General features: G+C 50.8%; 9 protein-coding genes. 7 read left to right on the plus strand and 2 right to left on the minus strand.

What is annotated here, in order from left to right:
• Positions 1–217 precede the first annotated feature (217 nt).
• From KU854_RS12000 to purF, 7 genes are all read left to right on the plus strand, one after another.
• Positions 218–4,459 (plus strand): FimV/HubP family polar landmark protein, encoded by a 4,242-nt coding sequence (locus KU854_RS12000; RefSeq protein ID WP_218358831.1) that lies wholly within the window; start codon positions 218–220, stop codon positions 4,457–4,459.
• Positions 4,460–4,608: 149 nt separating this feature from the next.
• The gene (truA, locus tag KU854_RS12005) at positions 4,609–5,403 is read left to right on the plus strand and encodes a tRNA pseudouridine(38-40) synthase TruA (RefSeq protein ID WP_054779346.1); all 795 of its coding nucleotides are present in this window, start codon (positions 4,609–4,611) and stop codon (positions 5,401–5,403) included.
• A 262-nt stretch (positions 5,404–5,665) separates the two neighbouring features.
• Positions 5,666–6,589, plus strand: a complete 924-nt coding sequence (gene accD / locus KU854_RS12010; RefSeq protein ID WP_054779347.1) for an acetyl-CoA carboxylase, carboxyltransferase subunit beta — start codon at positions 5,666–5,668, stop codon at positions 6,587–6,589.
• Positions 6,590–6,711: 122 nt separating this feature from the next.
• Entirely contained in the window at positions 6,712–7,980 is a 1,269-nt protein-coding gene (gene folC, locus KU854_RS12015) for a bifunctional tetrahydrofolate synthase/dihydrofolate synthase (RefSeq protein WP_218358832.1), read from the plus strand.
• A gap of 2 nt (positions 7,981–7,982) precedes the next feature.
• Entirely contained in the window at positions 7,983–8,522 is a 540-nt protein-coding gene (locus KU854_RS12020) for an SPOR domain-containing protein (RefSeq protein WP_218358773.1), read from the plus strand.
• 62 nt (positions 8,523–8,584) lie between these two features.
• Positions 8,585–9,076 carry a CvpA family protein gene (locus KU854_RS12025; RefSeq protein WP_054779349.1) on the plus strand — a complete coding sequence of 164 codons (492 nt, stop codon included), beginning with the start codon at positions 8,585–8,587 and terminating at the stop codon, positions 9,074–9,076.
• A gap of 81 nt (positions 9,077–9,157) precedes the next feature.
• Entirely contained in the window at positions 9,158–10,666 is a 1,509-nt protein-coding gene (purF, locus tag KU854_RS12030) for an amidophosphoribosyltransferase (RefSeq protein ID WP_218358774.1), read from the plus strand.
• Positions 10,667–10,728: 62 nt separating this feature from the next.
• Here purF and KU854_RS12035 read toward each other — a convergent pair whose 3' ends face one another.
• Together KU854_RS12035 and KU854_RS12040 are read right to left on the minus strand one after the other, a co-directional pair.
• On the minus strand, positions 10,729–11,328 hold the full coding sequence (locus KU854_RS12035; RefSeq protein WP_218358775.1) for a Yip1 family protein: 600 nt from the start codon (positions 11,326–11,328) through the stop codon (positions 10,729–10,731).
• Positions 11,329–11,680: 352 nt separating this feature from the next.
• Positions 11,681–12,571: a LysR family transcriptional regulator gene (locus KU854_RS12040; protein WP_218358776.1), complete on the minus strand. Its 891-nt coding sequence runs from the start codon at positions 12,569–12,571 to the stop codon at positions 11,681–11,683.
• Positions 12,572–12,838: the final 267 nt, after the last annotated feature.

Genomic DNA, 12,838 nt, shown 5'->3' on the forward strand with positions numbered 1-12,838 from the left:
TCCTCATCCGCTGACCCAAGCGTATTGAGCCAAGACAGCCGGCTTGCCGTTTCCGGAGGCCGGTTGTTTTGATCACAAAACACAGTTTTATCTCATCACACTACAGTTTTCAGCTTGGCTTCCGATATAGTTAGGGAATTACCAGTAATATCAATCGCAGTAAGCAGTTGAGTGAAGATCTGTGATTGAGAAGAGCCTTTTATTCTGCCATAGGGGAATGCGGGCAGTGTCTGACCCAGATTTTTTTAAAGCGATGAAGCGAATTCTTTTTTCACCTTTTTCCGGTCGTCGTCTCGGCAAATCCCTTGTTGTCTCAACATTACTATTGAGCCTTGGCGCTACGTTTTCCGTTCAGTCTGCCATCCGTATTCTTGGCCCGCAGGAAGAGTCGCCACCGCCTACCGCTGCGGAGCCGCTTTCACCGCGTACCGCGCCACAGACATCCACGGTTAACCGTCGCCAGTCTGTAGGGCCGACCACAGACGCTGACACCCTTTGGTCTATTGCTACCCGCTACCAACCCAACAACAATGTCACGGTTTACCAGACGTTGGGGGCAATATTTCGCTTAAACCCCAATGCGTTTGAAAATGCCAATATCCACGGGCTGGTACCGGGCAGCACTCTGTTGCTCCCAACCCTGACAGAAATCCGTCGTGAAAGTACCGATGATGTTGCCCGCCGTCTGCAACTTGACCAGGCGCGCAAAGATGCCCAGCGTGTAGCAAACCGTCCGCTCAGCGAGCAAGTGCCTCCTGCTCCGGCAACTACGCCAGCGCCAGTTGCGAAACCAGCCCCAGCCATAACCACGCCAGCGACAGAAGAAAAAGCGCAGCCTGAAATGGCGCAGCAACCTGCTGAACAGGAAACCGCGAAAACGGAGCCAATGAAGCCCGACATGATTCCGGAAAAACCGGACATGTCTACGGTGCAGGCGCAAATCAACGAGTCTGATTTGCAGATGGGTAAGTTGGTTGAAAGCAATCACATCCTGAAAATCCGTCTGGCGGAAGTCCAGAACGAACTGGCAGCGCTGAAAGAGCAGATGACGGCTGACGAGGAGCTGACCGGCGAGATCCGCCAGTTCCTGGAAATGCAGCGTGCCCGACAGGCTCAGATGGAAATGAAGCAGCCTTCTTTCCTCGAGTCGTTGATGGCAAGCCCATTGATGTTGGCAACCCTTGCTATTATTCCCGCCCTGTTGGTGATTGGTGCTGCGGCTTTCTTCATCATGCGTCGACGTAAAGACGACGAAAATGTGGAAGAGCCAGAAGGGCTGGATGGCGAAGAGCCGGATATGCCCGTCATTATGGTGCCGGAAGAGGATGATGACAGCGATGAGCTGATCCTTGAAGACGACGAACTGGAAGTGACAGACGATATCGACGCCGATGACCTGTTTGGCGACGATATGATGGATTCAGGCATTGATGATATTAACCTCTCCGATTCCCTGGAGCTTTCTGACGACGAGGATGAAGGCGGTCTGGATCTGGATGCCGATACAGACCTGACTTCAGCACTGGATGCCGCGCTGGATGATGACTTTAGCAGTGATCTCGATGTCGAGCCGAGCACCGATGGGGCGATTGGCCTTGAAGACATGGAACGCGCGCTGGACGAGATGTCCATGCAGCCACAAGAGTCTGAACTGAGCCCGGATGAAGCGTTGGCGGCAATGTGGGAACAATCCCTGGCCGGGGGTGATGATGCCGATGTCGATGATATCGATGCGCTGCTGGCTGCAGAGCAGAGCGGTGACGAAACACCTGCCGAAGCGCCTCAAGAGGAAGATGCTGTCGCGGCTGAGGAAGAATCTGAGCCAGAAACCAATGAAGCCCTGTTCGATAAGCTGATGGACGATGAGCCTGAGGTGGATCTGTCTCAGGATATCGATCTGGCTGACGATGATATTGATGATCTGCTGGCGGATGTGCCTGCAGGGGAAAAGGCAGATGAAGAAGTATTGGCGGAAGATCCAACCGCCATGCTGGATGAGTTCCTCAACGACGAAGACTTCGGCTTTGATAAAGAAGACGAAGCTGCGCAAGACGAAGAAACCATCAACCCGGATGCACTGTTGGATGAAATGCTCGATGACGAGTTGTTGGATGAAAATGGCAACCCTGTTGATGCAGAAAAAGACGACTCCGACCTGCTTGCCTTGGAAGATGCTGCCGAAGAGGATATTTCTGATTCCGATGCCCTACTGGATGAACTGCTTGGTGATGACGACCAGGATCCGCTCGATGAAGCAGCGCTGCTGGATGAGTCTGTCGACGAAGACGATTTGATCGCCGACCTTATCGACGAGCCGGAAGAAGACGTTGATTTGGCAGACACTGATGTTTTGCTGGATGAGCTGGTCGACGAAGAAGAAGAGCTGGCACTCGATGACGAAAGTGCGTTGTTGGATGAGCTGCCAGAAGACGATCTTGACGACGATCTGTTCGCACTCGACAACGAAGCTGAAAGTGGTGATGAGCTAAGTACCGATGAAGCGCTGCTTGCGCCAGAAGGCGATGATTCTGACGAGCTGGAGTTGCTAGGGTCTGACGAAGTAGAGGAATCAGAGTCTTCTGTTGACCCTGCAGAATCTGACGTAAACAGCAGCGACGAAGCAAGCGATGATGCCTTGTCAGATCTGGATGCTTTGCTGGAAGACGACGAGTCAGTCTCTGAGCTTGAAGAGATGCTGGACGAAACGGCTGAGCAAGATATTGATGTTCCCAAAGCGTCAGATTCAGATCTGGATCTACTCGACGATGTGTTGGAACTAAGTGACGAACCTGAGGCACTGAACGAGGAAGTTGCAGAAGAAGCTTCCCCTGAGGTAGAGGCAGAGCCGGAAGCATCGCAGGAAGATCTGGATTTGCTGGACAGTCTGCTTGACGGTGACGACCCTGAAACAGTTGCGGAAGAGACGCAGGAGCCAGCACTTGATGAGGCCGTAGATGAGCCCGTTGGTGAAGAAACCCCCGCAGAGACTGAAACCGACAGTGACAAACCGCTTGTTGACGAAACCGCGCTTCAGGACAGTGAATTAGAGACTGAAGGCCTGACTGAAACAGAGGCTGAGAAAGCGTCCGACTCTGAGCCTGAGGCAACGGAAGAAATCGTGGAAGCGGATGCTGTTACGCCGGACGTTGAGACGCCAGAGGCTCAAGTGCCGGAAATTGCTGAACCCGATGTCGAAGCATTGGATAGCGAAGAGTCAGAGGAAGCTGAAGCAGTAACGGAAGAACCTTTATCGCAAGACGAGACTGTCAGCGAGGAAGATGAACCGCTTGATCTGTCAGCTTTGCCGGAATATGACGAGCAGGCTGCACTGCAAGACAGTGAGTTGGAGCCCCAACTGAACTCAGACGAAGAGCCTGTTGCAGATGAGGCCGGGTCAGCGCCGCTGGATTTGTCTGACTTCCCTGAATACACCGAAGAAGACGCTGCGCAGGAGTTTGATGCGGAAGATGTCGATCTGACATCGCCAGCATCTGAAGTTGAAAGTTTCGATGAGTCCGACATCGAGGAAGCATCTACTGCGGAATCCATGGCAGATGAGGACTACGCAGAAGAAGCTGAAGCACTGGCTGACAGTTTCAATGCACAAGATGACGCACTCCCAGCTGACGAAGCGTTACCTGCCTTTACGGCAACGGAAAACAACACCCTAGCGTTCCCTCCAGTGGATGCCATCAGCCTTGATGAACTGGGCGAGTTTGATGAGGATGACGCTCTGAGCGCAGCGCTGGATGAACAGCGTGAGATGGAAGAGTTCCTGCCGCAAAGCAAAGGCGAGGGTTTCTCGCAGCCAACACCGCCGGTATCACAGCTATATCGCGCTGTTGAACTGGACGAGTTGGCTGAACTTGATGACGACGAGCATCAGGTTGCGGGTCTGAACATGGACGCCCTGCTGTCAGAGCCTCTGGAAGAAGACGAGTTTGGCCTTGGTGATTTTGAAACCGAAGCATTGGATATTCCGGAAGACGAAAGCGACATCTGGAGCGCAGAGCAAGAACCGGAACCAGAGCTGGAAAGTGAAGATTGGTCTGAGCAACCGGAAATCCTGGGTGACGACATCAAGTCGATGGATTTGGATGCGGATCTTGAAGGCTTACTGGGTGATGCGGAAAGTGAGCTGGTAGAGGAATCCTCTTCTGACGACGGTTACATCAGTATCGATGAGCTGATGAAAGACGACGGCACACCGCAGGAAGACCCGGATTCGTTGAAAATGGACCTGAACGTGGGTCTGGAAGATTTTCCAGATGTGCTGAGTGATATCCATCCTGCTGATGTCGATAGCAGTGGTGAGGCGGCGACCAATATGGATTTGGCAAAAGCCTACCTTGAAATGAACGATGTCGACGGCGCCTTGCAATTGCTTGAAAAAGTGATGCAAGGTGATGATAGCAAACTGAAAGAAGAAGCGCGCCTGATGATTGAGCATCTTAATTAACAGGCAACGACGGAAAATGGCGGGTTATCCCGCCATTTTTTATGACCGCGATTTATGGCCCACCAATACACAGGTCTGCATCTTGCGGCTGTTTGGGTATATAATGCGCCGCTTCCAAATTGAGTATCAGTAAGACAGAGAACGACACGATGAGAATTGCCCTGGGTGTGGAATACGATGGCTCGAAATACTACGGCTGGCAGCGTCAGCGCGAAGTGCCAAGCGTGCAGGAACACCTTGAAAAAGCCCTGTCCAAGATTGCCAACCAACCTATCGAAGTGCAGTGTGCAGGTCGCACCGACGCCGGGGTTCATGGGACAGGCCAGGTGGTTCACTTTGATGTTGACTGTTCTAGAGCAATGCGCGCCTGGACAATGGGTGTGAACACCCATCTGCCTGATGCCATTGCGGTGCGCTGGGCGAAAGAAGTGCCTGATGAATTCCATGCGCGATTCACGGCAACCGCACGCCGATATCGCTACATCATTTATAACAATGCCTTGCGCCCGGGGATCCTGCGCCACGGCGTCAGCCACTATCATGGTGAGCTAGATGAAAAGTTAATGCACGAAGCGGGACAATACCTGCTGGGCGAAAATGACTTCACCTCATTCCGTGCAGCGCAGTGTCAGTCAAACAGCCCTTTCAGAAATGTGCACCATTTGAATGTGACTCGGCAGGGGCGTTTTGTGATCATAGATATCAAGGCGAATGCATTTGTGCACCACATGGTGCGAAATATCACTGGCAGCCTGATAACGGTTGGGCTTAAAGAGCAAAAACCGGAGTGGATTAAATGGCTGTTGGAAGCCAAAGATCGCAATCTGGCGTCGGCAACAGCCAAAGCGGAAGGTCTGTATCTGGTGGAAGTGGATTACCCGGCGGAATTTGATTTGCCGTCTTCTCCTGTCGGTCCACTGTTTTTACCGGATGCGCAACTTTAAGGTGCGTTTGCCGTGATTTTTTGCGCTGCGTTGCAGATACAATCTTGTGACGCAGCGGTTGGTTGAACTTGTCAGGGATTGGGCTATCAATAGGTAGTACCAGTTTTTTGTCCAAAGTCTTAACAAGTTGTGTTTTAATCCATCGTTGAATTCGTAGATACCCAGGCCACTTGCCCAATTTTGCACAGACCGCGTTCATGGCGAACGAAACAGTGCGAAGTTTTGATGTAAGCGGCGAGTGCTCCAATATTAAAGGTCGTTCATGAGCTGGCTTGAAAAAATTCTGACAAAAAGCAACATTGGTTCTTCACGTAAAGCGTCTATCCCTGAAGGCGTCTGGACCAAGTGTTCGTCCTGTGAGCAGGTGCTATACCACGCAGAGCTTGAGCGTAACCTGCACGTGTGTCCTAAGTGTGACCACCACATGCGCATGAGCGCACGTAAACGTCTGGAAACCTTCCTTGATGCGGAAAACCGCGTTGAGATTGCCGGTGAGCTAGAGCCAAAAGATCTGCTCAAATTCCGTGACTCGAAAAAATACAAAGACCGTCTGTCTGCCGCCCAGAAGGCGAGTGGTGAGAAAGACGCGCTGGTTGTGATGAAAGGTGAATTGCTGGGCATGCCAGTGGTTGCCTGTTCATTTGAATTCTCCTTTATGGGCGGTTCAATGGGCGCGGTTGTAGGCGCACGCTTTGTAAAAGCGGTAGAAGCGGCAATGGAAAATAACTGCGGTCTGGTTTGTTTCTCTGCTAGTGGCGGTGCCCGCATGCAGGAAGCACTGATGTCTCTGATGCAGATGGCAAAAACCAGTGCTGCGCTTGAACGCCTGACCGAAAAAGGTCTGCCGTTTATTTCTGTATTGACTGACCCGACGTTTGGCGGTGTGACAGCCAGCTTTGCGATGCTGGGTGACATCAACATCGGTGAACCAAAAGCACTGATTGGTTTTGCTGGTCAACGTGTTATCGAGCAGACCGTTCGCGAGAAACTGCCGGAAGGCTTCCAGCGCAGTGAGTTTTTGCTTGAGCACGGCGCGATTGACATGATTGTCGATCGTCGCGAAATGCGTCAACGTATCGGCGGTCTTCTGGCGAAGATGACCAACCAGGAATCACCGCTGGTGGTTTCAGTCGACCAGCCGCTTGAAGGTGAAGTGATTGAAGCAGAACCAATGGACGACAAGTAATTGGTGATAAATCTGTGCCGGGTCGGATTGTGACTTGATGACACATACAAAAGAGCGCCTTATGGCGCTCTTTGTCTTTTAACTGATATGATTGCAGCACAAAAAGCATAGATAGATTAATGATGTCTGAACTAAATACACCGGGCGCCAACGCGCCGTTGTCAGACTGGCTGCAGTATCTTGGCGATCTGCATACCAGTGCGATAGATTTGGGGCTGGACCGCGTCGCCCACGTTGCCAAACATGGCAATCTCACCAAACCTGCGAAAACCGTGATCACGGTTGCCGGTACCAACGGCAAAGGTTCGACCTGCGCCATCATCGAAGCCATTCTTCTCAATGCCGGTTATTCCGTGGGTGTCTATAGCTCGCCGCACCTTATCCGCTATAACGAGCGGGTACGTATTAACGGTCAGGAGCTCGACGATGAGCGCCACACCGAAGCTTTTGCAGCAATTGAAGCCCTGCGTGGTGAAACCAGCCTGAGCTTTTTTGAGTACGGCACACTGGCTGCCCTATGGCTGTTTATCAACAACCAGGTTGATGTCGTGGTGCTGGAAGTGGGTCTGGGCGGGCGTTTGGACGCGACCAATGTGGTTGACCATGATGTCTCGGTGATCACCAGCCTGGCAATCGACCATGTCGACTGGCTGGGGGATGACATTGAAGTGATTGGCTTTGAGAAAGCCGGAATTTTCCGCAGTGGCAAACCGGCCGTTTGTGGTCAGCCTGAGCCGCCAGCAAGTGTCGCTGCCCACGCAGACGATATTGACGCAAAGCTGCATCAAGTTGGTTACCAGTTTGATTACTCGGTGCATGGAGATACCTGGCACTGGCAGTGCGGGGCATTCGATCTTTGCGACCTTCCTGTCCCAAACCTTCCACTGGCCAATGCAGCGACAGCCTTGATGGCGTTGGGGCTTTCAGAGCTTGATGTCAGCGACGAGAACATTGTTGACGGGTTACGCAATGTGAAACTCGCAGGACGCATGGAGAAGGTGTCTGATGCTCCGCTTATCCTGATGGATGTGGCGCACAATCCGCATTCAGCCGCTTATCTGGCTGGCAAGCTGGCGACACTCAAGGAAGAAAATAACGCCAAGGTACATGCAGTTGTCGCTATGCTGCATGACAAAGATATCGCCGCTACCATTGCTCAAATGTCACCGGTTGTTGATGTCTGGTATCCCGCTTCCCTGCATGGCCCCCGCGCCGCTGACTGGCACCAGATCGCGGCATATCTGCCTGCAGGTGTGCAAGGCTATGAATCGCCGGTAGACGCATTTATCGCGGCACGTGAATCATTGGGATGGGAAGGAAATATCCTCATCGTATTTGGCTCTTTCCACACTGTCGGTGAAGTGGCTGACCACCTCGCCAAAGAGGAATAAACGTGGCAACGCAATTTCAAAACCGCCTTGTCGGTACCCTGATTCTGGTTTCCCTGGGCGTTATATTTCTGCCGGATGTCTTTGATGGTGAAAAGGCGCACTATGAAGAGTCGTATCAGGCTATTCCGCTTAAAGAAGAGTTTGATCAAAACCTGCTGGAAGCGCCGGTAGAGGCGCCTGAATCCGCAGATACTTTTATGCCTGTTGATGAGCCCGTCACTGTCACTATCGATGATACGCTGGAAGATGCGACGGACCGCGTTGCGGTCACCGCGCCGAAAGAGGGCTATACAGATTCAGCGTGGATCATCCGTCTCGGAACTTTCCGCAATCTGGAAAATGCCCAGAGCCTGGTTAATACATTGCGCAGCAAAGGCTACCCAGCCCAATTGATGCCGCGTGGTGTTAAAGAAGGTGAACTGGCCCGTGTCGAAGTTGGACCGAATGTCTCCAAAGAAAAGCTGGAGGCGATGACCGCTGATCTTGAATCCTTGACCGGTTTGAAAGGTCAACTGCTCAGATTTAACCCACTTAACCCTTAAGAAAACGTTTGCGTCGCTATTTTTTCTGTTAAAATGCGCGCGAATCGCACAGATGAATAAAAATGAATTGGATTGATTACTTCATTATCGGCGTGATCGGCTTTTCTGCACTGATTAGCCTGGTTCGTGGATTTGTTAAAGAAGCCCTGTCTCTGGTGATTTGGTTTGGTGCCTTTTTTGTTGCCAGCAACTTCTATCCGCAATTGGCGGCTTACTTTACTAACATTCACGATGAAATGTTTCGTAATGGTGCGGCGATAGCGGCACTGTTTATAGCCACTTTAATAGTTGGCGCTGTGGTGAACTACGTGATTGGGCAACTGGTACAAAAAACCGGGCTTTCAGGGACTGACCGTGTTTTGGGTATCGTGTTCGGTGGCGTAAGGGGCGTGCTGATTGTTGCTGCCTTGCTGTTCTTTTTGGATGCATTCACCGGGTTTGCAAACTCTGTTGAGTGGAGACAATCACATTTGATCCCTAAGTTTGGGGTAGTGATTGAGTGGTTTTTCTCGTATTTGGAGCAGAGCTCCAGCTTTCTGCCCAAGGTGATCTGACGTCAAACCCCGCAGTAAGTAACACGCGGATGGCGTAAACAGTTCCCTGGGCTCAATTTCGCGTTACAAGGAACAGCATACATGTGTGGGATTGTTGGAATCGTGGGTGAAACCCCGGTTAATCAGTCGATTTACGATGCGTTGACGGTACTTCAGCACCGCGGTCAGGATGCGGCAGGGATCGTCACCATTGATGACAATCGCTTTCGTTTGAGAAAAGCGAATGGCTTAGTCAAAGATGTTTTCCAACTTAAGCACATGCAGCGCTTGCAAGGAACCGTGGGGATAGGGCACGTGCGCTACCCCACAGCAGGAAGCTCAAGCGCATCGGAAGCGCAGCCATTCTATGTGAACTCGCCATATGGCATTACACTGGCGCATAACGGTAACCTTACCAATGCCAACCAGTTGCGTGAGTCCCTGTTCGCACAGGACCGTCGTCACCTCAATACAACGTCTGATTCAGAAGTTCTCCTAAACATTCTCGCCCACCAAATTGATAAAGCACCAACCCATCCACTGACAGAAGATGACGTGTTCAATGCGGTACGTGCATTACACCAACAAGTGTCCGGTGCGTATGCAGTGGTAGCGATGATCATTGGTCATGGTTTGATTGCGTTTCGTGACCCGCATGGTATTCGTCCCCTGTGTCTTGGTAAGCGTCAGGTGAATGGCCGTGATGAGTACATGGTGGCGTCAGAGTCTGTTGCACTGGATGCCGTTGGCTTTGATTTCCTGCGTGATATCGCGCCGGGTGAGGCGGTTTACATCACCTTCGATGGTGAGCTGTTTACGCGCCAGTGCGCACTGGAGCCATCGCTGTCGCCGTGTATTTTTGAGTTCGTTTACTTTGCCCGCCCGGATTCGTTTATCGACAAAATTTCCGTCTACGGCGCCCGCGTAAACATGGGTAAGAAGCTCGGTGCGAAAATCCGCCGTGAGTGGGATGATATCGATGTTGTGATCCCAATTCCTGAAACTTCCTGCGATGTGGCGCTGGAAATAGCGCAAGTGCTGGATAAGCCATACCGTCAGGGTTTTGTGAAAAACCGCTATGTCGGCCGTACCTTTATCATGCCGGGGCAGCAATTGCGCCGTAAATCGGTGCGCCGTAAGCTCAATGCAATCCGTTCTGAGTTCAAAGACAAATCAGTTTTGCTGGTGGATGATTCCATTGTGCGTGGTACCACGTCTGAACAGATCATTGAGATGGCACGTGAGGCAGGTGCGAAGCGCGTATACATGGCATCAGCTGCACCGGAAATCCGTTTCCCGAACGTGTATGGCATCGACATGCCAAGCGCAAACGAGCTTATTGCCCACGGCCGTGAAGTGGACGAGATTTGTAACATCATCGGCGCAGATGGCCTAATTTTCCAGGATCTGACTGATTTGGAAGAGGCCGTACGCGAGGCAAACCCGGATATCCAGCAATTTGAAAGCTCAGTATTCAGCGGCCACTACGTCACCAAAGACATCAACCAAGCGTATCTGGAGTATCTGGAAAGCTTGCGTAATGATGATGCCAAAACGGTGCGCGAGCAGCAGCAAGAGCTGGCAAACCTCGAGATATACAACGAGAGTTGATAATCAGCATATAGACAAAACGCGGCCATTAAGCCGCGTTTTTGTTTCCAATAATCAATAATTTAATGCATAAACATAGGGCCAAAACCCACGTTCCACATAATGACAGTGCTTGCCAGAATGGCGACGAGCAATACCAGTCCACAGGTCACAACAGAACTGGCGTAAATAAAGCCCTGCTCTTCAGGAATGTGCATCAATATCGGGACGCCCGTATACAGCAGGTAGACCGAATAAGCGATGCCCAAAAGCCCCACTATCATGACAAACCAGACGGTTGGATACAGTGCTGCTAAACCCACCATAAAAATAGGGGTGGCAGTATATGCAGCCAGCTCCAACGCTTGTGTGTAAGTAGGGGAGGAGCCAAAGGTTTTACTCATCCATAACGTCAGGTAAGCCAGTGCCATCACACCGGTGATCAGCGCAAAGTACATCGCACCAGCAATAATGAGCGCGCTTTGTTGTGTGAGAAAAATAGGTTCCCCGACGCCGATTTGCCATCCAATGTGCACACTGGAGTAATAGGCACAGACGGGCGGAATGAGCGCCATGAGTGCAGCATGTCCCAAACTGTTCGCCGTGCCTTCATGGCGATCGTCGATGTTTTTCCATTCTTCTTTGGGATGCGTATACAGGCCTAGCAAATGTCCCAGAATCATAATTACCCCTTACATCGCAAAAACCAGTACAGATTGTCGTAACGATGCCATCTAGAGTCTCGTTACATAATTATAACAATTAGCTTAGTGAGGGCGCTTGGCAAGTTTTCACGGAGAAATGGTAAGGGGATTTGGATGTGCTTATCGAAAATGTGACATATACCCATCCCCAAACAACCTGAAGATGCAGGATTCAGCGAGATTAACAGGCGTTGTGATCGCGGCGTTCCTTTGTAGGTGTAGTCACCTCCATCAAAAAGGAAATAAACAACTAGAAGGTGCTGTCCTCGGCTGTAAAAACTGCGCCAAGAGAAATCCAGCACCTTCAGGTTATTTGGGTACTAAAAGGATCTCACCCTTCGTTGAGGTCTGATTTGAAGTAATTCAGAGAAAACTCAATAAAGGCTCGAAGCTTCGCCGGATGGTTGGTTTTGTCGTGATACATCAGATAGATATCGCGCGGCGGCGTTGTCCAGTCTGGAAGCAATTGCACCAGTTCGCCAGCCTCAATGTCTTGTTGAACCAGCACATCTGGGATAAGGGCAATACCCAAACCATCTTTTGCGGCGGCACGCACGACACGAAGCTCAGAGGCTTCAAACCTACCTTGCTGAGTGATACTGAACTGCTGACCATTTTTGTTGGAAAGCCGCCATCTCATCAGTGGCCATCCCTTCAATAAATGATGTTTCGACAGTTCACTGGCATCCAGAAGCGGTGCCTGTCCCGCAAGATATTCTGGGCTCGCAACAAGAATGTCTTTCACAGAACGCAGTTTACGCGCAATCATCGACGAGTCGCGTTGTGGTCCAATTCGGATCAAGGCATGGCGATCCTCATTCTGTGTGGCAGAGGTGTCGCTGAACAAGCTCAGATCCAATTTGATTTCAGGGTAAGCGGTTAAAAATGCCGTAAACATGGGTTGTAGCATTTTCATCGCAATGTTTGATGGTGCGCTCACTTTCAGCGTACCTGCGGTACCCTGGCAACATTCAGAAAGATTATCGGTTTCAGTAATCAACTGCTCCAACAAGGGAGCGCAGCGCTCATAAAACTCCTGCCCTGTTTCTGTCAAAGATAGCTTTCTGGCATCACGATGAAGGAGCTTGATTTTCAGATCTTCTTCTAAAGCCTGAATTCGGCGTGTGAGCGTAGCTACGGGAATGCCCGTCTTCTTTGATGCCAAAGTGTAACTGCCATTTTCTACGATATGGCGAAAGAGATTTAAATCATCAAGTTTCATGTGGTTTCAAGGGTTTGCGATTGGCTTCACCAAAAGGCGCTCATTTTACTATTTCAAATTAACAAGCGCTTCATTTCGTTGTCTCATATCAAGAAGAAAGTTGTTGCGAGCCAAAGTGGCAAAGAAAACGCAGAAAAAGTTTAACTTTTTTCTTTTCTTTATACATTGGGTTAAGCGCTCGCTGTTGGTTTGTTGGTAAGTTGTCTCGATCGTGAAGCGGATTTCAAACTATCCTGAATGAATAAACGTGACGATAACAACGCTGAC

Source organism: Enterovibrio paralichthyis (assembly GCF_019209835.1).
Classification (GTDB): Bacteria; Pseudomonadota; Gammaproteobacteria; order Enterobacterales; family Vibrionaceae; genus Enterovibrio; species Enterovibrio paralichthyis.

Coding starts and splice junctions, on each gene's coding strand:
- KU854_RS12000 (WP_218358831.1), top strand. CDS start 218: ATGCGGGCAGTGTCTGACCCAGATTTTTTTAAAGCGATGAAGCGAATT.
- truA (WP_054779346.1), top strand. CDS start 4,609: ATGAGAATTGCCCTGGGTGTGGAATACGATGGCTCGAAATACTACGGC.
- accD (WP_054779347.1), top strand. CDS start 5,666: ATGAGCTGGCTTGAAAAAATTCTGACAAAAAGCAACATTGGTTCTTCA.
- folC (WP_218358832.1), top strand. CDS start 6,712: ATGTCTGAACTAAATACACCGGGCGCCAACGCGCCGTTGTCAGACTGG.
- KU854_RS12025 (WP_054779349.1), top strand. CDS start 8,585: ATGAATTGGATTGATTACTTCATTATCGGCGTGATCGGCTTTTCTGCA.
- purF (WP_218358774.1), top strand. CDS start 9,158: ATGTGTGGGATTGTTGGAATCGTGGGTGAAACCCCGGTTAATCAGTCG.
- KU854_RS12035 (WP_218358775.1), bottom strand. CDS start 11,328: ATGATTCTGGGACATTTGCTAGGCCTGTATACGCATCCCAAAGAAGAA.
- KU854_RS12040 (WP_218358776.1), bottom strand. CDS start 12,571: ATGAAACTTGATGATTTAAATCTCTTTCGCCATATCGTAGAAAATGGC.